The organism is Variovorax sp. CCNWLW235, assembly GCF_037204085.1.
Lineage (GTDB): Bacteria > Pseudomonadota > Gammaproteobacteria > Burkholderiales > Burkholderiaceae_C > Variovorax.
In genome coordinates this window covers 40,243-60,047 of the sequence record NZ_JBBCBW010000007.1, presented here as the reverse complement: position 1 = coordinate 60,047, position 19,805 = coordinate 40,243, and the positions used below count along the sequence as shown (strand labels likewise).

The following is a 19,805-nucleotide window of genomic DNA, read 5'->3' as shown; positions in this document are numbered from 1 at the left end:
GCCGGCCCTTGACCCTCAGCGGGCGGGGGGATTCAGGATGACCGGTGGCGGCGGTGCCGAAGGCATCGTCGGTGCCGGCGGATTGAACGGCGGCACGGGCACGGGCGGCACCACGGGAATGCTCGGCGGCGTGACCGGCACCACCGTTGAAGGCGCCGTCTGCGGGCGCTCGCCAGGCGAAGGTTGCGCAGGCTGCGAAGACGGGCCTCCGTTCTTTGCCAGCGTCGCGTTGATCGCATTCATGTCGTCCACCGTCAGCGTGCCGTTGGCCTGGCGCAGCCTGAGGTTGCCCAGCAGCACGTTGTAGCGCGCCTGCGCGAGATCGCGCTTGGTCTGGAACAGCTGGCTTTGCGAATTGAGCACGTCGATGTTGATGCGCACACCCACCTGGTAGCCAAGCCGGTTGGCGTCGAGCGCGCTCTGGCTCGAAGCCTCGGCGGCCTCCAGCGCCTTTACCTGCCCCGCGCCCGAGACCAGCCCGAGATAGGCCGCGCGCGTGGCCTGCGCCACGCTGCGGCGGGTGCCTTCGAGCACGCTGCGCGACTGGTCTTCGAGGGCCAGCGTTTCCTTGATGCGGTTCTCGGTGGCAAAGCCCGCGAAGAGCGGCATGTTGAACACCACGCCCACCGACGCGGCATCGATGCGCGTGCCCACCGTGCTGGTGCTGGTGCCGTGCGGATTGCGCGTGATGTTGTAGCCCAGGTTGGCGTCCAGCGTGGGCTTGTGGCCGGCTTCGGCCTTGCGGATTTCGAGGCCGGCCACGTCGAGGCCGAGCCGCGCCTGGCGGATGGAGGGGTGCGCTTCTTCGGCCTGTGCCACCCAGGCATCGATGTTTGCCGGCATGGCCGTCGGCAGCACCACGGGCTGCGCCAGCGGAACCGGCACACTGCCGGGCCGGCCGACCAGCTGGTCGAGGACGATCTTCTTGACCTGCAGGTCGTTCTCGGCGGCAATTTCCTGCGCAATGACGAGGTCGTAGCGCGCCTGCGCTTCGCGTGTGTCGGTGATGGTGGAGGTGCCGACCTCGAAATTGCGCTTGGCCGATGCGAGCTGCTCGGCCACGGCCACCTTTTGCGCGCGCACCAGCGTCAGGCTGTCCTGGCTGGCGAGCACGTCGAAATACGCCTGGCTCACGCGAACGATCAGGTCCTGCTCGGCAGCGGTGAGCACGGCCTCGGCAATCTCGGCCTGCCGCTTGCCCTGCTCGTAGGTGGCCCAGTTGGCGGGCCGGTAGATCGGCTGCGTGGCGTTGATGCCGACGTTCTGCGTGGTGAAGTCGCGCGGCGTGCTGGTTCCGCGGCCGGGGCCGGTGAGCGTGTCGATATCGAGGTTGTTGCGCGTGGCGCCGGCCGTGAGCCCCACGGCGGGAAGAATGCCCGCCTTGGCCTGCGCGGCGCGCGCTACGTTTGCTTCGTACTGGGCGCGCGCACCCTGGTAGGTGGCGTCGAAGCCGCGGGCGGATTCGTAGAGTTCGTTCAGTGTCTGGCCTTGGGCCGGCAGTGCGAGCAGGGTGGCAAAGAGACTTGCGAGCGCTGCGGAAAGAGGCAAAAGCCTGGGCCTGGAAGGCATTGAACGTCCTTGAAGAAAGAATCAGTAGCGCGGCACGGCAGGGTCGTGCTGTGCGGACCAGGCGTCGATGCCGCCGGCCACGTTGGCCAGCTCGGCAAAGCCGTTTTGGCTCAGGAAGGCCGCCACGCGCTGGCTGCGCGCGCCGTGATGGCACAGGCACGCAATGCGCTGGCCTTCGTCGAGTTCGGAAAGCCGGCCCGGAATTTCGTTCATCGGGATGGCGACCAGCGTGAAGCCCTGGGGCGCAACGCTCGCCGTCTGCAGCTCCCAGGGTTCGCGCACGTCGAGCAGCACGGGCGCGGCATCGGGGTTCTGGGCAAACCAGGCTGCGAGATCGGCGGGGCGGACTTGATCGATCATTCGGAAGTCCCGCTCAGAACGAGAAGCGCGAAGGCTCGGGGAAGTTGAGCAGGCGCGGCGCCACCGTGTCCCAGGGCTGGATGGTGTCCCACTTGCTTTCGCTGGTGCGGGTCACGAAGTGCGCGCGCATCATCGGCTCTTCGCCCACGATGGCAGCCAGGCGGCCACCCACCTTGAGGGAGCCGAGCAGGTTCTGCGGAATGCGCGCGACGGAGCCGCTGAGCACGATTACGTCGAAGCTGGGGCCGCTCGGCAGCGGCACGGCGCCGTCGGCGTTGCGCACTTCCACGTTGGCAACGCCGTTCTGGCGCAGTGTTTCGGCGGCGCGGGCGGCCAGCACGGGGTCGATTTCGAGCGACAGCACCTGGGCGGCGCGATGGGCGAGCAGGGCGGCCATGAAGCCGGAGCCGGTGCCGATCTCGAGCACCGACTCGTGCTTTTGCACGTGCAGGTCTTGCAGCATGCGTGCCTCGACCTTGGGCGAGAGCATCACCTGGCCGGGAACCGAGCCGTCGCCGAGCGGAATTTCCATGTCGAAGAAGGCCAGGCCGCGGTGCGCGGGCGGCACGTAGTCTTCGCGCCGGATGGCAGCCAGCAGGTCGAGAATTTCCAGGTCGAGCACATCCCAGGGCCGGATCTGCTGCTCGATCATGTTGAAGCGCAAGCGCTCGAGGGTGGGGGTCGGGTTCATTGGGGGCTTTTCCTTGTGGGGCTCAGGACAAACCTTCAATTTTAGGTTGCGCCGCGCCCGCTCGCGGAAGCCCGGCCGTCCATGCACGCTTCATGCCGCGCTCTCCGGGCGGCGCGTGAGGCCGTAAAGCACGGTCTCGGCCTGGGTGGCGAGGTACTTTTCAGGGTCGAGCGAGGTGTCTTCGTCGACGCAGACCATGGCCGAGTGCTTCCACAGCATCAGGAAGACCATGGGCGCCACCACCGAGTAGATGGCGTGGTCGATGTCGACCGGCGCGAATTCGCCCCGGTCGATGCCCCGCTGCAGGATGCGGCGCAACAGCGAATGGCCCGGCCGGATCACTTCCTTCCGGTAGAACTCCGCCAGGTCGGGAAAGTTGGCGCCTTCGCTCATCATGAGCTTGGTCAGGCCCGAAGCCTTGGTCATGCCGACCCGCTCCCACCAGACGCGCATGCAATAGCGCAGCATGTCCGCCGAGGTGCCTTCGAAGGTCTCGAACTCTTCGTTCCACTCGGAAAACCGGCCGCTGAGGTTTTCGACCACCACGGCCTTGAAGAGCTCTTCCTTGCTCGGAAAATAAAGAAAAAGCGTGCCCTTGGAGACCCCGGCGCGCGCCGCCACTTCCTCGGCGCGGGTGGCGGCAAAGCCTTTTTCGACGAAGAGATCGAGCGCTGCCGCCAGCAGTTCGCCGGGGCGCGCCTCCTTGCGGCGCTCGCGTTTGGAGCGCACCGGGCAGATCTTGTCGACAAAGGAACGGGGGGTGGGCATGAGATTAATGACTCGCGGGTTAGTAATGTAGTGACCAGCATCCGGCCCGTCAAGCCGCGACAATATCGGGTTCGCTTTTTTCCTACCTGCCGGAGCAGCCCATGTCTTCTTCACCGTCGCAAACCGAATCCATCGTGCTGGGCGGAGGCTGCTTCTGGTGCACCGAGGCGGTTTTCGACCGCGTGCAGGGCGTGGTGGACGTCGAATCGGGCTACTGCAACGGCCAGACCCTCAACCCGACCTACGAGCAGATTTGCACCGGCCGCACCGGGCATGTGGAGGTCGTGAAGGTCGAATTCGACCCCGCCGTCATCAGCCTGCGCGAAGTTCTCGAGATCTTCTTTGTGGTGCACGACCCCACGACGCTGAACCGCCAGGGCAATGATGTCGGCACGCAGTACCGCAGCGGCATTTATGTCACGAGCGACGCGCAGAAGGACGTGGCCCAAGGGGTCATCCGCGAAATCGAGGCCGGCAAGACCTACAGCGCTCCCGTGGTGACCGAGGTGGTGCCGCTCGCCAACTATTCGACCGCCGAGGCGTATCACCAGGACTATTTCCTGAACAACCCGAACCAGGGCTACTGCGCTTTCGTGGTCGGGCCCAAGGTCGAGAAGTTCCAGAAGACCTTCGCCTCGCGCGTCAAGGCCTGATCTTTCGCCCAAAGCCCGTTTCCCGTGCACACCATCGCCAGCCAGGCTCGGCACCGGTCGATTCTGTCGACCCGTGCGATCGCCATCGCGCTGGTGGTTGCGTTGTGGTTCGCGGGCACGCTCGGGCTGATCCACCGGTCGCTGCACGTGCCGGGCCTTGGCCAGGCGACCGCGGCCGCGCAGGCCAGCCACGCCGAAGAGGCGCGCGGGCACGCGCCCCACGCGTCGCACCTGCCTCACGTGTCCCACGGCATCGCCAGCCTGTTCGGTGACCACACCGATGCCGAATGCCGGCTGTACGACCAGCTGTCGCACGGCTCGGGCGCATTGGGCGTGCCCACGGTCGCGCTGCCGGTGCTGCTGCCATCGGCCACCTTTGCCTATCTGCAGGGCGAGGCCATCGCCCGCTGGGTTGCGCTGTTCGACGCGCGCGGCCCGCCTTCCACTCGCTGAATCCCTCCGTGTTCCGGTTGCTGCACCGCGCTTTTTCTGCGGTGGCGGCAGATCGTCCCTTGATTCAACGAGTGCTCATTCATGATTCCCAATTTCCGTCGCAACGCCATCGGCGCTGCCGTTCTTTTGCTGGCTTCCTTCGCGGCCATGGCCCAGGCGCAACCCGCCGAAGCGCCTGCGGCCTCCCTGCCTGAAATTGCCGTCACCGGCAATCCGCTGGGCGCGGCCGACCTGATTGCGCCCACCACCACGCTTTCGGGCGACAAGCTCCTGATGCGCTCCGAATCGACGCTCGGCGAAACGCTCAACAACCTGCCCGGCGTGAGCAGCAGCTACTTCGGTCCCAACGCAAGCCGGCCGATCATTCGCGGGCTGGACGGCGACCGCATCCGCATCCTGCAGAACGGCGGCGGCGCGCCGGACGCCTCGGCGCTGAGCTACGACCACGCGGTGCCGGTGGATTCGCTGGTGACCGACCGCGTCGAGGTGCTGCGCGGGCCTTCGGCGCTGCAGTACGGCGGCAGCGCGGTGGGCGGCGTGGTCAACGTGATCGACAACCGCATTCCCACCGAGCCGATCAACGGCTTCGGCGGTCGTGCCGACCTGGGCTTTTCGACCGGCAACAAGGAAAAGAACGGCGGCGTGGTCTTCGAGGGCGGCAACGACCGCCTGGCGCTGCACGTCGATGCGTTCAACCGCAACTCCAAGGACGTCTCGGCGCCCATCGACCTGGAATGCACCAAGCCCGGCCGTCCCACGCTGGCGCGCAAGATATGCAACTCGGCCAACGAGGCGCACGGCGGCGCAGTAGGCGGCACGCTGTTCTTCGACCAGGGCTGGATCGGCGCCTCGGCCAGCACCTACCGCAGCAACTACGGCACGGTGGCCGAAGACGACGTCACCATCGGCATGAAGTCCGACCGCTATGCGATCGAGGGCGAATGGCGCCCGGGCGGCATCATCAGCAGCGTTCACGCCAAGCTCAGCCACACCGACTACCGCCACACCGAGTTCGAAGGCGGCGAGGCCGGCACCACCTTCTCGAACATGAGCAACGATGTGCGCATCGAAGTGCGCCACCAGAAGATCGGCAACCTCGAAGGCCTGGTCGGCTTCAGCAGCGAGACCAACCGCTTCGCCGCGGACGGCGCCGAGGCCTTTGCGCCGCACAGCCGCACGCGCTCCAACGCGTTGTTCATGTATGAAGAGCTCGGCACATCGTGGGGCCGGCTGAGCTTTGGCGCGCGCACCGAGAAGGTCCGCGTTACATCGCTCGGCTACCCGGACGATCCGAGCGTGACGCGATTTGCCGTTGGCGAGCGCACCTTCAACCCCCACAGCGCGGCCCTGGGCGCGCTGGTGAACCTGACGCCGCAGTGGCAGCTCACCTCAAACCTTGCCTACACCGAGCGCGCCCCGAAGGATTACGAACTGCTTGCCAACGGACCGCACGTTGCAACGGCCGCATGGGAAGTCGGCAATCCGAACCTCGAGAAGGAAAAGTCGACCGGGTTCGACCTGGGTGCGCAATGGAAGTCGGGCGCCAACACAGCCCGCGTCAACGCGTATGTCACGCGCTTTCGCAACTACATCGGCCTGACCGCATCGGGCCGCACGCTCGATGAAGAAGGCCAGGTGGTGACAGACCCGGAAGCGACCGACACGCTGGCCGAGTACCTCTACAGCGGCGTGCGCGCGCGGTTCACCGGCATCGAGGCGAACGGCAACCTGCGCCTGCTGGGCACCGACGGCTTTGCGCGTTCGGCCGACGGCTCGACGCTCGACCTGGAGTGGCGCGGCGACATCGTGCGGGCCAAGAACCTCGACACCGGCGAGCCGCTGCCGCGCATTGCGCCATTGCGCCTGGGGGCTACGCTGGCCTATGGCAACGGCCCATGGGGCGCGCGCCTGGGCTTCGACTACAACGCGGCGCAGCGTCGGGTGCCGAGCGTGGGCGCGCGCGAGACCGACTCCTACACGCTGTGGAATGCCGCCGTTACCTACCGCATGAAGGTGCAGCGCGCCAACCTCACCTGGTATGCGCGCGTCGACAACATCACCAACAAGCTGGCCTACAGCCCGACGTCGATCCTGACGACGACGGTGTACCCGAACGCGCCGCTGCCGGGGCGTTCGCTGAAGGTTGGCCTGCGCGTGACGTTCTGACCTGAGGCCCGTACCGCTTGCTCTTTCCTCGGCGCATCCCAGGGGAAGAGCGGGCGGGAGTGAACGCACCCTCGGCTATCCTCGACCGGGTGAACCCGTTCGTCATTTCTTCGCTGCTGCCGGTCGTCGTCCTGATCGCAGCAGGCTACCTGGCAGGCCGGCGCCGCTGGATCGGCGGCAACGCCGTCAAGGACCTCTCCAACCTGATCTTCCTGCTGCTTGCACCCGCGCTCCTGTTCCGCGCGATGAGCACGGTGCACGTGGAAGAACTCAGCCTGAAGCCCGTGGCCGCATATTTCATCGCTTCGGGCCTGCTGTTCGCGGGCACGCTGGCGCTGCGCGGCTTCAATCGCACGGCAGCCGTGATTGCACTGGCCAACACCTACAGCAACACCGTGATGATCGGCATCGTGCTGGTCGGCCTGGCCTATGGCGAGCAGGGCATGGTCGTGCTGCTCACGCTGATCTCGCTGCACTCGCTGGTGCTGTTGACGAGCGCCACCGTGGTGCTGGAGCTGGCCGTGGCGCGCGAGCATGCGGTGGTGAGCGGCGAAGAGAAGCGCTCCATGGCGCGCACGGTGCTGCGGGCGCTGCGCAACGCCATCATCCACCCGGTGCCGATGCCGATCATTGCGGGGCTGCTGTTCGCGCAAACGGGGCTCGTGATGCCCGATTTCCTCGACAAGCCGATCATGCTGCTCGGGCAGGCGTTCGGCCCGGTGGCGCTTGTGATGGTGGGCATCACGCTGGCGTTGACGCCCATCGGCCGGCACTGGCGCGGTGCCACGGTGCAGGCCCTGGTGAAGAACCTGCTGCATCCGCTGCTCGTGGCCGGCATCGGCTGGCTGCTGGGCGTGCGCGGCATTCCGCTCACCGTGATGGTGGTGGCAGCGGCGCTGCCCATCGGCGCCAACGTCTTTCTCTTTTCGCAGCGCTACCGCACGGCCGAAGACCTGGTGACGGCCAGCGTGGCGGTGTCGACGGTGCTCGCGCTGGCCACGCTCACGCTGGTGATGACGCTGGTGCAGTGGCTCCCCTGAAGCTTTCGTAGCGCCGGGCGCCTATGCCGTTCGGCAGGGTGGCCATTTGGCGAGATGGCGAGCGGCGCCTGCCGCTCTACATTTGCCGGCTGATGATTTACCAGGTGCGGTCTTCGCCGTTTTCCGCCATGGCGCCGATCGCGATGGTGGTCGCGCTGTGCTGTGCCGGTTTTGCCGCAACGGCCACGGCAGACACCAAGCCGTGCAGAACGCCGTGCCTTTCGGCGGGGGTACCGAGGGAGGCGGTGCCGCCGACAGCCGAGCGACCGGCAGCCAGGCCAGCGGGGCCCAAGCCGGCTGCGGCAACGCGGCCCAGGCCGCAGGCCGTTGCGGTGGCCGCGCAGCCGGCGCCGCTGCCAGTGCCGGAGGTGGAGAAGCACGCGGCCCCCAAAAATCCGCCGCTCTCCAGGCGCTGCAGCGAAATCAACATGCGGGCAGCGGTGGGTGAGCCGCTGTCGAACGAAGACATGAAGATCTTGAGGAGCCAATGCTGATGATGAAGACCACCATCCAACCGATCGGGACCGTGCTGCGCGTGCTCGCGCTGTGCGCCGCGGCGCTTTCCGTTGCGTGTGCGCACCGGCCCGCACCGGGCAACGCCATGCCTTTCGACCAGGCCGTCAACCAGGCGGTGGACGACCTGATCGTGCAGACGCAGAAGCTGCCGGCCTTCCTGGCCAAGGTGGAGTCGACCATCAAGCAGAGCCGCATCGTGATCGATCCGCTGCTCGAGGGATCGAGCGGCCAGCAGACCGAAGTGACGCGCGTGGCCGAGCAGCGCGTGGTGCAGCGCATGCAGTCGCAGTTCAAGCAGTTCACCGTCACGCCCTTCAACAGCGCCGAGATCGAACGCGCCCAATACGTGCTGAACGGCACGCTGGTGCGCGACAAGGATGCGGCCGACGGGCGTTACCGCCTGAACCTGGCGCTGACCGAAATCAAGAGCGGCGTGGTCATCGCGCAATCGGTGGCGCGCATCAGCGACCCGACGCTGGACACGCGGCCGACGGCTTTCTTTCGCGACAGCCCCGTGAACGGCAAGGACCGCGGCGTGGAAGGCTACATCCGCACCGCCGAAACGCAGCCCGGCCAGGCCGCCGACGCGTTGTACCTGGAGCGCCTGCCCACCTCGACCGTGCTGCAGGAAGCCACCGCGGCCTACGAGGCCGGCCGCATGAGCGAAGCGCTGAGCCGCTACGAAGCCGCATCGCGCCGGCCCGACGGGCAGCAGCTGCGCATCTACAGCGGCCTCTACCTCACGCAGGCGCATCTGGGCCGCGCGGCCGATGCCGAAAAAACCTTCGGCACCCTGGCGCGGCTCGGGCTGGAAACCAACAACCTGAGCGTGAAGTTCCTGTTCAAGCCAGGCTCGACCGAGTTCCTGGCCGACCCGAAGATCAGCGCCGCCTATCCGATGTGGCTGCGGCAGATCGCGCGCCAGGCAGCGCAGATCGATTCATGCGTGGTGGTCACGGGCCACACGAGCCGCACCGGCCCCGAGGCGGTCAACGAGCGCCTGTCGTTGCAGCGCGCGGTGAGCGTGAAGACCCGGCTCGTGGGCGAGGCGCCGCCGCTGTCGAAGAAGCTGCGCGAATCCGGCATGGGGTTCCGCGAGAACATCGTGGGCACCGGGGCGGACGACGCAAGCGATGCGCTCGACCGCCGCGTCGAATTCAAGGTCGCGGCCTGCGAGGCTTGACCAGGCTCAGGGTGCGAGCCGTTCGCGCACCCAGTTGCCGCCTTCGAGCCGGTAGCGCAGCCGGTCGTGCAGACGGCTCTTGCGGCCTTGCCAGAATTCCCAGCGGTCGGGCACAAGCCGGTAGCCGCCCCAATGCGGCGGGCGCGGCGGCGACAGCAGGTGCCTGGCGGCGGCCACGGCGGCGTTCTTCACCAGCACGTCACGGCCGCTGATCACTTCGCTCTGCGGGCTGGCCCAGGCGCCGATGCGCGAGTCGAGCGGGCGGCTGGCAAAGTAGGCATCGCTTTCCTCGGCGCTGGCTTTTTCGACCCGGCCTTCGATGCGCACCACGCGTTCGAGCTCGACCCAATGGAACTGCAACGCCGCATACGGATTGCCCGACAGCTCGCGGCCCTTGCGGCTTTCGTAGTTGGTGTACCAGACGACTCCGCGTGCGTCGTAACCCTTGATGAGCACGATGCGGCTGGAGGGCCGCAGGTCGCTGCCCACGGTGCACAAGGTCATCGCATTGGGCTCGGGCACCTGGGCGTCGATGGCTTCGCCGAGCCAGCGTTCGAACTGCTTGAGCGGATCGTCGGCGCTGTGGGTTTCGCCGAGCTCGGCCCGCTCGTAGCTCTTGCGCAGCGCGGCCAACGTTTCGTTGGTGGGAGAAGAGGTCATGCCGACATTGTTGCGCATGCCTTCCCTGCCGGCATTCCGCGCACATACTCGGCCCATGGCGACAAAGGCAAATTCTCCGTGGGTGATCGTGCTTGCTTCGGGGCGGGGCGAGCGTTTCAAAGCGGCCGGCGGCGTGGGCTCCAAGCTGCAGGCACCGCTCGCGGGCAGGCCGGTGCTCGAGCGAACGCTCGATGCCGTTCGCGCCAGCGGACTGCCCTGGCGGCTCGAAGACGCCGGCCATCCGGGCATGGGCGATTCGATTGCCGCCGCGGTGCGGGCCACGCCCGACGCCGCCGGCTGGCTGATCTTGCCGGGCGACCTGCCGCTGGTGCGCGCTGAAACGCTTCGGGCGGTTGCGGGAGCTCTTTCCGGCCGTGTCTGCGCGGCGCAGCCGCAATACAAGGGCGAGCGCGGCCACCCGGTGGGCTTTGCGGCCGGATGCCGCGCGCAGCTCGCGGCGCTGCAGGGAAATTTCGGCGCCGCGCCCGTGCTCAAGGCCATGCGCGCCATCGATGCGGTGGCAGACCTTGTGGTGGACGACGTGGGCATCGTGACCGACATCGACACGCCGGAGGCCCTGGCGCACGCCGAGGCCCTCTGGCGGGAGCGCTCGGCGGGTTTGGCTTAACCGACGATCAGCGCCGCGCGATCACCGCGCATGCGGTGCGCGGGCCGGAGTTGCCGGCCGGCTGGGTCGTGAAATCGTCGCGGTCGCGGTGCACGACGAGCGCACGGCCCACCACGTTGTTGGCGGCGCCTTCGGTCAGCGAAATCGAGTGGATATCGACGCGGAAGCGTGCCACGCCGCTCGCGTCGGCCACGAGGCTGGGGAGTTCGCCGGCGTGGCTGCCCGGCGCGCCGAACTTGCCGTGCGTGCCGCCGGCGGGGTTGAAGTGGCCGCCCGAGGCGTTGCCGTTGTCGCCGCAGTCGCCTTTTTCATGGATGTGGAACCCGTGCTCGCTGCCCGGTGCCAGGCCGCGCACTTCGCCGGCCACCCGCACGCCGTGGTCCAGCGCGGTGAAGGTCACCGTGCCGCGCGTGGGGTTGGGCGAGATCGCCGCGGTGGGCATCAGTTCGGCGGCCGCGCTCGGCTTGCCGCCCATCATGCCGCCGCAGGCCGAAAGCAGGGCGCTGGCGAGAAGGGCGGTGCCGGTGGCGATCGAGAGACGATGGTTCATGGTTTTTCCTTGGACGGTCCGGAAGATTGTTGGGAAGAAAAGGAACGGGACGAAGAATTTTTTGTGTCCGGAGACCCCGGAACATATACCGGAGCAGGAGGCGTGCCGCAATCAGCCGCGGCGCCGGATTGCGCTTGCTGCGCCTGTCGGTCGTGCTGTTCCTGTTGTTCCTGCTGCTGCTCTTGCCTCTCGTGCGCCAGCGCAACCAGCCGGGCCAGCGCCGCGTCGTGGATCGAGTGGCGGCGCAGCTCCAGCAAGGTCTGGCGCGCATAGTCGAGCGAGCTGCCGTAGCGGCCCACCGCATGGGTGAAGATGTGGCGATAGCGCTCGTCGCTGAGCTCGCCCGTGAAGTTGGGGCTGCGCCTGGAGAGCGTGAAGGCCAGCGCGCGCACCGGGCCTTCGGGCGTGGTGCACTTGAGCCACTTCGGGTCGTACACGCCGGTGGGCATCTCGCGCAGCCAAAGCCTGCGCAGCGTTTCGAGGCCCTGTGCAGCCGGCACCCGGAACACCATGCCGCGGCAACTGCCGCCCGACAGCAGCCCGAAGACGAGGCCCGGCGTCTGCACGCTGCCTCGGTTGATGCGGCTCCACATCTTCAAGGCGCGATGCCAGCCGTGTACCCAGGCGAAGCGCCGCTCGGCAAAATCGAACTCGGGGCGCCATATGAGCGAGCCGTAGCCGAAGAGCCACAAGTCCTCGCGCCCGCCCCAATCGGCAATGGCCTTTTCGAGCATCGGCTGCGGGTCGCGCAACGGCCGGGGCATCGGGTCCAGCCCCGGCGGCCCGGGGTCGGGTGCGGAGCCCGACGGGCCGGCGCCTACAATTTGGCGATCATGGTTCACCGCACCATTATTTACCGACCTCTTCCCTTCGGAGCACGCAGACCCATGAATGAAGACGACAGCCAGCAAAAATTCGCCCTCGGATTCCTCGTCATACTGATTGCGCTGGTGATCTCCTTCGTCCTGGGCATCGCGTTCTGGCACAAGGGCAAGAACACGGCGGCAAAGGCCAGGCCCGCAGTTGCGGTTGCAGCGGCTCCCGCGCCGCCGGCACCCACCACCACCGTGGCCGAGGTCACCGAAACGGTCACCGTGGTGATCCCCGATGGCGCCAGCATCCGCGTGGGCGACGGCGTGGTGAACTTCTATTTCGCAACCGGCAGCGCCGACCTCGCACCCGGTGCCGCCGAGGCGCTGGCCGCTGTCATCAAGGGCGTGGAAAGCGGCCGCAAGGCGGTGGTCTCGGGCTTTCATGACACCACCGGCGACGCGGCCATCAACGAGCAGCTTGCCAAGAAGCGCGCCGAAATGATCCGCGATGTGCTGGTGGGCCTGGGCGTTCCGGCGAACAAGGTCGACTTGCAAAGGCCCCCCGTCACAGCAGGTTCGGGCAACAACGCCGAGGCGCGCCGCGTCGAAGTCAAGCTCATCGATTGAGCGCCCTCCGCCCCTCGTTTGGCGCGCGGATGTGAATACGGATGTAAATGCGTATTGCTGGAAGGCCGTTTCCGATCGGCCTTGGTCTTGCTGTCTTGGTACTATTCACTTCCAAGTCGAAGGTCGCAAAAGTGACATTGGCCAGATGCCGGCAGCGCGACCGAATACATCCCCATGAGCACACATCCCACCGTCCTTGACGTTACCGCTCGCATTCGCGAACGCAGCCGGGGGCCGCGCACCGCGTACCTCCAGCGCCTGACCGAAATCCGCAACCGCGACCGCGGCTCCGACCGCATGGGCTGCGCCAATGTGGCGCACGCCGTGGCCGGTATTCCGGCCAACGACAAGTTCAGGGTGGTGACGGAGCGCTCGCCCAACATCGGCATCGTCACCGCCTACAACGACATGCTCTCGGCCCACGCGCCGTACCAGAGCTACCCCGACATCATCAAGAACGAGGCGCGCAGCCTCGGCGCCACGGCGCAGGTGGCCGGCGGCGTGCCCGCCATGTGCGACGGCGTGACCCAGGGCACGCCCGGCATGGAGCTGAGCCTTTTCAGCCGCGACGTGATCGCCATGGGCACCGCGGTGGCGCTCACGCACGACATGTTCGACGGCGCGCTGCTGCTGGGCGTGTGCGACAAGATCGTGCCGGGCCTGTTGATCGGCGCATTGCACTTCGGGCACCTGCCCACCGTGTTCGTGCCTGCGGGCCCCATGCCCTCGGGCCTGTCGAACGGCGAAAAATCCAAGGTGCGCGAGCAGGCTGCGCAGGGCCTGGTTGGCCGGCAGGGCCTGCTCGACGCCGAGATGGCGGCCTATCACACCGTGGGCACCTGCACCTTCTACGGCACCGCCAACAGCAACCAGATGCTGCTCGAGGCCATGGGCCTGCACGTGCCCGGCACTGCGTTCATCCAGCCCGGCGATGCGATGCGCGAAACGCTCACGCGCGAGGCCGTTCGCACGGTGCTCGGCCGCGCGAGCGAGACGAAATTCAATTGCCCGCCGATTGGCGAAGTTGTGGACGAGCGCTGCATCGTCAACGCCATGGTGGCGCTGCTTGCCACCGGCGGCTCCACCAACCACCTGATCCACTGGGTGGCCGTGGCGCGCTCGGCCGGCATCGTGATCGACTGGGACGACTTCTCGCGCCTCTCCGACGTGATTCCGCTGCTGACGCGCGTGTACCCCAACGGCAGTGCCGACGTGAACGCTTTCCAGGCCGCGGGCGGGCCGGGCTTCGTGATCGGCGAGCTGCTCGACGCAGGCCTGATGCATGCCGACGTGCTGACCGTGCGCGCCGGCGGCATTCGCGAATTTGCGAACGTTCCCACCATGGCCGACGACAAGCGCCTGGTGTGGCAATCCGCCGCGCCTTCGAAGGACGAAGCGGTGGCTCGGCCCGTCGAGAACCCCTTCAGCGCCACCGGCGGCCTGAAGCTGCTCAACGGCAATCTTGGCCGCAGCGTGATCAAGGTGTCTTCGGTGCCCGACGACCGCCACGTGATCGAAGCCCCGGCGCGCGTTTTCGATTCACAGGCCGCGTTGCAGCAGGCCTTTACCGCCGGCGAACTCGAGCGCGACGTGGTGTGCGTGGTGCGCTGGCAGGGCCCGCAGGCCAACGGCATGCCCGAGCTGCACAAGCTCACGCCGCCGCTGTCGGTGCTGCAGGGCAAGGGCTTTCGCGTGGCGCTGGTCACCGACGGCCGCATGAGCGGCGCATCGGGCAAGATTCCCGCCGCAATTCACGTCTCGCCCGAAGCCGCCGCGGGCGGCCCGCTCGCCAAGGTGCGCGACGGCGACGTCATACGCCTGGATGCGGTAGCGGGTACGCTTGCCGTGCTGGTGCCCGACGACGAATGGGCCGAACGCGAGCTTGCCAAGCTGCCCGAAGCCAAGCGCATCGCCGACGGCCACGGCCTCGGCCGCGAGCTGTTCGCCGGCATGCGGCGCAATGCATTGACTGCTGAAGAAGGAGCCTGCTCATGGCTGTAGATAACAACAAACTCACCGCACTCGACGTCATGCGCGATGCGCCGGTCATCCCGGTCATCGTGCTGAACGACGTGAAACATGCCATTCCACTGGCGCGCGCGCTGGTAGCCGGCGGCATCCGCATGCTCGAAGTGACACTGCGCACGCCGCAGGCGCTCGAATGCATCGAAGCCATTGCCAAGGACGTGCCCGAGGCCGTGGCCGGCGCCGGCACCATCCGCAGCGCGGCCGATGCGCAGGCCTCGGCGCTCGCGGGTGCCAAGTTCGGCGTGAGCCCGGGCTACACGCGCGCTGTCGGCAAGGCCTGCCACGACCTCGGCTTGCCGCTGCTGCCCGGTGTGGCCACCGGCAGCGAGATCATGACGGCGCAGGAAGACGGCTACACCGAGCTCAAGTTCTTTCCCGCGTTGCAAGCGGGCGGGCTGCCGATGCTCAAGGCGTGGCAAGGGCCGTTCGGCGATGTCACCTTTTGCCCCACCGGCGGCATCCATGCGGGCAATGCGGCGGAGTTTCTCGCGCTCTCGAACGTGGCTTGCGTGGGCGGCTCGTGGATCGTGCCGACCGACGCGATCCGCGAGGGCAACTGGGCACTGATCGAGCAGCTGGCACGCGCCGCGAGCCAACTGCAGCGCTGACCATGCGCGCGGATTTCGACGCGAGCGACCTGAAGGTCATCGCGTTCGACGTTTTCGGCACGGTGGTCGATTGGCACAGCGGCATTGCCGCCGAGGCCGAACTCGCGTTGCCGGGCGTGGACGGCGCCACCTTTGCGCTGGCGTGGCGCGCCGGCTACCAGCCCGCAATGAAATCGGTCATGGAGCGGATTGCCGCGGGCGAGGGCGGCTTCACGCTGCTCGACGAACTGCACCTGAGCATGCTCGAGCAGGTGCTGCACGATTTCGGCCTGACGGAGCAACTCGACACCGCCGCCAAGCGACACCTGAGCCGCGCCTGGCACAGGCTGCCCGCCTGGCCCGACGCGGTCGAGGGGCTCACGCGCCTGAAGAAGAAGTTCACCATCTGCACGTTGTCCAACGGCAACATCGGCCTGCTCACCGAAATGGCCAAGCGCGCCGGCCTGCCGTGGGATTGCGTGCTCTCGGCCGAAGTGTTCAAGGCCTACAAGCCCGATCCGCGCACCTACCTTGGCGTGGCGGGCGTGTTCGATGCGACGCCGGGCCAGGTCATGCTGGCGGCGGCGCACCACGACGACCTTGCCGCGGCGCGCGTGTGCGGCCTGAAGACCGCCTACATTGAGCGGCCCCATGAATACGGCTGCGCGCAGCCCAAGGATGTTTCGCCGAACGCAGAGAACAACCTGCACGCGCGCGACATCAACCAACTGGCCGATCTGCTGGGCTGCTGATCGCGCAAAGGCCCATCGGGCCGCAATTACCTGGCTCTCGCTGCGCCAAGCGATTTCGCGGACTTGATCATTCCGCGCATCATTTGCGTGAGCGGAAATTCCACCAGCTTGTAGACCATGTGCGAAGCCGCAATGGCCGCAACGCCGACCGCGGCGGAAATGGCGAGTATCTGCACCGGCGAGGAAATGCCGAGCAGCTTCACCGTGATGGGAATGCCGACCAGGATGAACGGATGGAAGAGGTACAGCGAATACGAGCTGTCCCCAATGGCGAGCACCGTGCGCATTCTTTTCCAGAACGGCCCGAGCAGGATGATTCCGATGAACATCATGGCCGAAGGAATTGCCAGCGCAAATCCTCTCAGCTGGCCGCTGCCAAGGCCTTGGGATATGGCCAGGTGGGCAAGAAAGGCGCCCGCAACGGTCAGGCCGAGGGCGGCAGGAATGTGTTGCCGGAACAACCCCTTCTTGAACGCGACGCCAACGGCCACGCCAAAGGCAAATTCCACGAACAGCGAAAAATTGATGACCTTGGGGTCTACGTTCAGGAGCAGCCCCATGAATGAGCCCGCAGCCAGTATCAGGCACGCAATGGTTGCGGTTTTTTGGTTGGCTGTGGGCAGCGCGACAAGCGCCCAGAGCGCGTAGAAAATGATCTCGTAGGTCAGCGTCCAGCCGTTGTTCACCAGATACGGCGCGGTGGTGGGCCACAAGAAAAACGAGGCGGCAATATCCGTTGCCTGCTGCGCATTGCTGTTGATCAGGTTCGGCTTGAAGATCAGAACCACCAATGCCAGCAATGAGAGCCCCCAATACAGCGGGAACACTCGCACGATTCGCTTTTCCATGAATTCCACATGCGTCATCGTCTTGTTGGCGGTAACAAAGTAGATGATGAAGCCGCTGATCATGAAGAAGATGTCGACGCCGACGATGCCGAAATCGAACAACGGAATGGCGCCACCCGAGAGCGCATGCGATTTCTGCGCGATGTGGTGAACCACCACCAGAAGAGCCGCAATGCCTCTTCCCGCCTGGATGGATTCAACGTACTGGGGCTGGTCGACCGCAATGGATTGAGACTTCACGAGATGCGATCCTGCTGAATGGCGCCAACGAGAGCCGGCGAGCCGGAAGGGGCGGCAGGGCTGCTGCGCCGCAACCGCTTTTCTTCACGCAGTTCGGCTTTTTGCAGCATTGCCATGGCGGAAAAAACAAGCGGACTCACAATGGCGAAATGGCGCGCAAAAGAGCCGAAATCGGGCTCGAACACGCCTTCGATAATGAGAAAGGACAAAGGCGCCAGGGCAATCTTGCCGGCCTGGATGATCTTTCTATTGTCGGACTTCGCGCTCTTGACGATGACCTTCACCATCCAGATGAAGGTGAAAGGCATGATCGAAATAAATGCCAACTGGCTGACCGATCCAAAGCGCAAAAGCTCGAGCGGAAATGCCAGCCTGAAAAACGTGATCGTCGCATTGAGCGCCTGCAGCAATGCATTGTCGGAGGCAATGACCGCCTCGATCACCGTTCGCGATCCTTCGGCGCCAACTTCCCGGTTTTCATTGACCGCGAGTCGGGCAAAGTCCAGCGTAACGCCCAGCGCAATCTGGAACGTCAGCGCAAGTGCGATGTAGACCAGAACAATGATGACCAGCAGCCGGAATACGGTGAGTTGCTTTCTGATGAGCCTCAACCCGAACCAGACGCCGCTGACCAGCAGCCAGTACTTTCTGACCACCCAGCCGTAAATCGTGGCGGACAACAGCCACGTGAGCCCGAACCATGATTGGCGTGCCGCCATGACCGAAACGAGCACCACGGCGGCAGACAGCATGTCCTTGGAGAGAACCGAAAGAAAAATCGCCCGGATGACCCCCCAGGCCAGCGACGCGAGAAATACGCCCAGGGGAATGCGGGCGAACTGGAAGATGGGAATCAAGGTGAGCGACACGCTCAGCAGGGCGCCGGCCAACGGCGCGGTGCCGGCGCTCAACCCCACCGATTCAAGAAGGAACGCGCTGCAGGCGTAGGAGTTTCTTTCCTCGATGGTGGTGGAGGTCAGCTGGCATGCATCGGCACCGAAGAAACTCAGCAGCGTGTCTTCGTCCGGAAAGATCTGGGCTGCCGTGTCGTGATACGCGAACGGAATGGCCCCAACGACGAGCGCGGCAAATAGAAATACGATGAGCGATATTGCCGGATCGATGGCCTTGCCGCGTATGCTTAAACTGGTCAAATTCATTCCGCTTTAGAAGAAAGCGCTCATTTGGGAAGACGGGAGCAGAATTAACAGGGCATTCCAATGCTCGTGAACCTACAGCTTTTGCTCACGCATGAAGGTTCTTGTTGCAAATTCGTGCGTTGTGAAGTGTTTAGCATTAACGCCTTCACCGAGAAAAGCGCAGCAAAGAATATGCCGGTCGCCCTGCAAAGGCGGCTTATTTTGTCTCGTTAATTCGCCCGCGCATTCCAGGGCTCGCGTTTCTTACGGTTGCTTGCAACCTCGCGGAGCCGGCCCGGTGGCCGGCACTCATTGCGTCTGCCGATTACGGCGCGCGCAAAGCGTCTGCGGCGGCCTCTGCCTTGTCGCCGTGGGCTCTGGACTTTTCCTGGATCAGTTCGACCTTGTAGCCGTCCGGATCGGTCACGAAAGCGATGACCGTGCTGCCGCCTTTCACGGGGCCGGCCTCGCGCGTGACGTTGCCGCCGGCGGCCTTGATCTTTTCGCAGGCGGCGTAGGCGTCGGGTACGCCGAGCGCGATGTGGCCGTAGGCCGTGCCGAGCTCGTAGCTTTCGGTGCCCCAGTTGTAGGTGAGTTCGATCTCTGCCTGGTCTGGGTTGCCGTTGCCGTAGCCGACAAAGGCGAGGCTGTATTTGTACTCGGGGTTCTCGGAGGTGCGCAGCAGGTTCATGCCCAGCACCTTCGTATAGAAGTCGATCGAACGCTGGAGATTGCCGACGCGCAGCATGGTGTGGAGAAGTCGCATCTCGTGGGTGCCTGTTCGTTGTTGTGGGAAGAATTCGATTGTCGGGATTACGCGAGCGCGAGCAAGTGCGCCTCGTGCTTCTGCAGAAATTCGCGCAGGTGCTGCGGATATTCCGGCACCACGGCGTTGCGCACGCTGGGCCGCGCCGCCAGCGCTTTGCGCCATGCATCCACCTTCGGCAACGCATCGAAGATGTGCGAGTTGCTGATCTCGTCGAACACCTCGAAGTAGCGAAAGACCGGCGCGAAGACCGCATCGACCAGGCTGAAGTTTTCGCCCGCGAAGTAGGGGCCTGCGCCCAGCGCGGCTTCGACGCGCTCGAACTTGGCGGCGAGTGCCAGGCGCTTCTGTTCGAACACTTCGGCGTCGCGCGTGGTTTCGTAGCCCCACAGGTCGCCCAATATGGCCGAACCGAATTCCATCCACGCGCGATGTTCGGCGCGGGTGAGTGGGTCTTCAGGGTGCAGGCGCGGGCCGGGTTGGGTCTCTTCCAGGTATTCGCAGATCACGTTGCTTTCGAACAGCACCGCTTCGCTGCCGTCAGGCCGCTCGAGGCGCAGCAGAGGCACTTTGCCGAGCGGCGAAATCGCGATGAACCAGTCCGGCTTGTTCGCGAGGTCGATCACCACGCGCTCGAAGGGCACGTTTTTCTCGGCCAGGGCGATGGCTGCGCGCTGCACATAGGGGCACAGCAAGTGGCTGACGAGGGTAAGGGGCTTGGCCATGGGATGTTCCGAAAAATAGGGATGTAGGAGCGCCGCATTCTTGC

22 protein-coding genes are annotated in these 19,805 nt (G+C 65.8%); 10 read left to right on the top strand and 12 right to left on the bottom strand.

Features of this window, described 5'->3' with window-relative positions:
* Window positions 1–15: 15 nt before the first annotated feature.
* The 4 genes from V9L21_RS10505 to V9L21_RS10490 form a co-directional block, all read right to left on the bottom strand.
* The gene (locus V9L21_RS10505; RefSeq protein ID WP_337311584.1) at window positions 16–1,569 is read right to left on the bottom strand and encodes a TolC family outer membrane protein; all 1,554 of its coding nucleotides are present in this window, start codon (window positions 1,567–1,569) and stop codon (window positions 16–18) included.
* A 21-nt stretch (window positions 1,570–1,590) separates the two neighbouring features.
* Window positions 1,591–1,929, bottom strand: coding sequence for a rhodanese-like domain-containing protein (locus V9L21_RS10500; RefSeq protein WP_157614927.1), 339 nt, complete (start codon window positions 1,927–1,929; stop codon window positions 1,591–1,593).
* 13 nt (window positions 1,930–1,942) lie between these two features.
* Entirely contained in the window at window positions 1,943–2,620 is a 678-nt protein-coding gene (locus tag V9L21_RS10495) for a protein-L-isoaspartate O-methyltransferase family protein (protein ID WP_258501579.1), read from the bottom strand.
* A gap of 90 nt (window positions 2,621–2,710) precedes the next feature.
* Window positions 2,711–3,388 carry a TetR/AcrR family transcriptional regulator gene (locus V9L21_RS10490; protein ID WP_337311582.1) on the bottom strand — a complete coding sequence of 226 codons (678 nt, stop codon included), beginning with the start codon at window positions 3,386–3,388 and terminating at the stop codon, window positions 2,711–2,713.
* 101 nt (window positions 3,389–3,489) lie between these two features.
* On the opposite strand from V9L21_RS10490, the gene msrA reads away from it, so the two are divergent.
* From msrA to V9L21_RS10470, 4 genes are all read left to right on the top strand, one after another.
* Window positions 3,490–4,041 carry a peptide-methionine (S)-S-oxide reductase MsrA gene (msrA, locus tag V9L21_RS10485; protein ID WP_337311580.1) on the top strand — a complete coding sequence of 184 codons (552 nt, stop codon included), beginning with the start codon at window positions 3,490–3,492 and terminating at the stop codon, window positions 4,039–4,041.
* Window positions 4,042–4,065: 24 nt separating this feature from the next.
* On the top strand, window positions 4,066–4,494 hold the full coding sequence (locus V9L21_RS10480) for a hypothetical protein (protein WP_337311578.1): 429 nt from the start codon (window positions 4,066–4,068) through the stop codon (window positions 4,492–4,494).
* Window positions 4,495–4,575: 81 nt separating this feature from the next.
* On the top strand, window positions 4,576–6,660 hold the full coding sequence (locus V9L21_RS10475; protein WP_337311576.1) for a TonB-dependent receptor: 2,085 nt from the start codon (window positions 4,576–4,578) through the stop codon (window positions 6,658–6,660).
* Window positions 6,661–6,749: 89 nt separating this feature from the next.
* Complete coding sequence (locus V9L21_RS10470) at window positions 6,750–7,700, top strand: AEC family transporter (RefSeq protein ID WP_337311894.1); 951 nt, start codon at window positions 6,750–6,752, stop codon at window positions 7,698–7,700.
* Window positions 7,701–7,797: 97 nt separating this feature from the next.
* On the opposite strand, the gene V9L21_RS10465 is transcribed toward V9L21_RS10470, so the two are convergent.
* The gene (locus tag V9L21_RS10465) at window positions 7,798–8,169 is read right to left on the bottom strand and encodes a hypothetical protein (protein WP_337311574.1); all 372 of its coding nucleotides are present in this window, start codon (window positions 8,167–8,169) and stop codon (window positions 7,798–7,800) included.
* Between the two features lie 18 nt (window positions 8,170–8,187).
* On the opposite strand from V9L21_RS10465, the gene V9L21_RS10460 reads away from it, so the two are divergent.
* Window positions 8,188–9,399 (top strand): OmpA family protein, encoded by a 1,212-nt coding sequence (locus V9L21_RS10460; RefSeq protein WP_443304619.1) that lies wholly within the window; start codon window positions 8,188–8,190, stop codon window positions 9,397–9,399.
* Window positions 9,400–9,405: 6 nt separating this feature from the next.
* Here the strand turns inward: V9L21_RS10460 and pdxH are convergent, their stop codons facing one another.
* Window positions 9,406–10,077, bottom strand: coding sequence for a pyridoxamine 5'-phosphate oxidase (pdxH, locus tag V9L21_RS10455; protein ID WP_443304617.1), 672 nt, complete (start codon window positions 10,075–10,077; stop codon window positions 9,406–9,408).
* A 37-nt stretch (window positions 10,078–10,114) separates the two neighbouring features.
* Here pdxH and V9L21_RS10450 point away from each other — a divergent pair, with 37 nt between their 5' ends.
* Window positions 10,115–10,687: a nucleotidyltransferase family protein gene (locus tag V9L21_RS10450; protein WP_337311568.1), complete on the top strand. Its 573-nt coding sequence runs from the start codon at window positions 10,115–10,117 to the stop codon at window positions 10,685–10,687.
* Between the two features lie 7 nt (window positions 10,688–10,694).
* On the opposite strand, the gene V9L21_RS10445 is transcribed toward V9L21_RS10450, so the two are convergent.
* Together V9L21_RS10445 and V9L21_RS10440 are read right to left on the bottom strand one after the other, a co-directional pair.
* Entirely contained in the window at window positions 10,695–11,237 is a 543-nt protein-coding gene (locus V9L21_RS10445; RefSeq protein ID WP_337311566.1) for a superoxide dismutase family protein, read from the bottom strand.
* On the bottom strand, window positions 11,234–12,001 hold the full coding sequence (locus V9L21_RS10440) for a gamma-glutamylcyclotransferase (protein WP_337311892.1): 768 nt from the start codon (window positions 11,999–12,001) through the stop codon (window positions 11,234–11,236). The genes V9L21_RS10445 and V9L21_RS10440 overlap by 4 nt, the downstream gene beginning before the upstream one ends.
* A 123-nt stretch (window positions 12,002–12,124) precedes the next feature.
* Here V9L21_RS10440 and V9L21_RS10435 point away from each other — a divergent pair, with 123 nt between their 5' ends.
* The 4 genes from V9L21_RS10435 (at window position 12,125) to V9L21_RS10420 (ending at window position 16,043) form a co-directional block, all read left to right on the top strand.
* Window positions 12,125–12,676 carry an OmpA family protein gene (locus V9L21_RS10435; RefSeq protein WP_337311565.1) on the top strand — a complete coding sequence of 184 codons (552 nt, stop codon included), beginning with the start codon at window positions 12,125–12,127 and terminating at the stop codon, window positions 12,674–12,676.
* 174 nt (window positions 12,677–12,850) lie between these two features.
* A complete protein-coding gene (gene edd / locus V9L21_RS10430) occupies window positions 12,851–14,677 on the top strand; it encodes a phosphogluconate dehydratase (RefSeq protein WP_337311563.1) in 1,827 nt (608 codons plus the stop codon).
* Window positions 14,668–15,312, top strand: coding sequence for a bifunctional 4-hydroxy-2-oxoglutarate aldolase/2-dehydro-3-deoxy-phosphogluconate aldolase (gene eda, locus V9L21_RS10425; protein ID WP_157614912.1), 645 nt, complete (start codon window positions 14,668–14,670; stop codon window positions 15,310–15,312). The genes edd and eda overlap by 10 nt, the downstream gene beginning before the upstream one ends.
* A 2-nt stretch (window positions 15,313–15,314) precedes the next feature.
* Window positions 15,315–16,043, top strand: coding sequence for a haloacid dehalogenase type II (locus V9L21_RS10420; protein ID WP_337311560.1), 729 nt, complete (start codon window positions 15,315–15,317; stop codon window positions 16,041–16,043).
* Window positions 16,044–16,069: 26 nt separating this feature from the next.
* Here the strand turns inward: V9L21_RS10420 and V9L21_RS10415 are convergent, their stop codons facing one another.
* The 4 genes from V9L21_RS10415 to V9L21_RS10400 all read right to left on the bottom strand — a co-directional run bounded on the left by V9L21_RS10415 (window position 16,070) and on the right by V9L21_RS10400 (window position 19,761).
* On the bottom strand, window positions 16,070–17,131 hold the full coding sequence (locus tag V9L21_RS10415) for an acyltransferase family protein (RefSeq protein WP_337311558.1): 1,062 nt from the start codon (window positions 17,129–17,131) through the stop codon (window positions 16,070–16,072).
* Window positions 17,128–18,291 (bottom strand): hypothetical protein, encoded by a 1,164-nt coding sequence (locus V9L21_RS10410; RefSeq protein WP_337311557.1) that lies wholly within the window; start codon window positions 18,289–18,291, stop codon window positions 17,128–17,130. The genes V9L21_RS10415 and V9L21_RS10410 overlap by 4 nt, the downstream gene beginning before the upstream one ends.
* A 304-nt stretch (window positions 18,292–18,595) precedes the next feature.
* The gene (gene gloA, locus V9L21_RS10405; RefSeq protein WP_337311555.1) at window positions 18,596–19,036 is read right to left on the bottom strand and encodes a lactoylglutathione lyase; all 441 of its coding nucleotides are present in this window, start codon (window positions 19,034–19,036) and stop codon (window positions 18,596–18,598) included.
* Window positions 19,037–19,083: 47 nt separating this feature from the next.
* Window positions 19,084–19,761: a glutathione S-transferase family protein gene (locus V9L21_RS10400; RefSeq protein WP_337311553.1), complete on the bottom strand. Its 678-nt coding sequence runs from the start codon at window positions 19,759–19,761 to the stop codon at window positions 19,084–19,086.
* Window positions 19,762–19,805 lie beyond the last annotated feature (44 nt).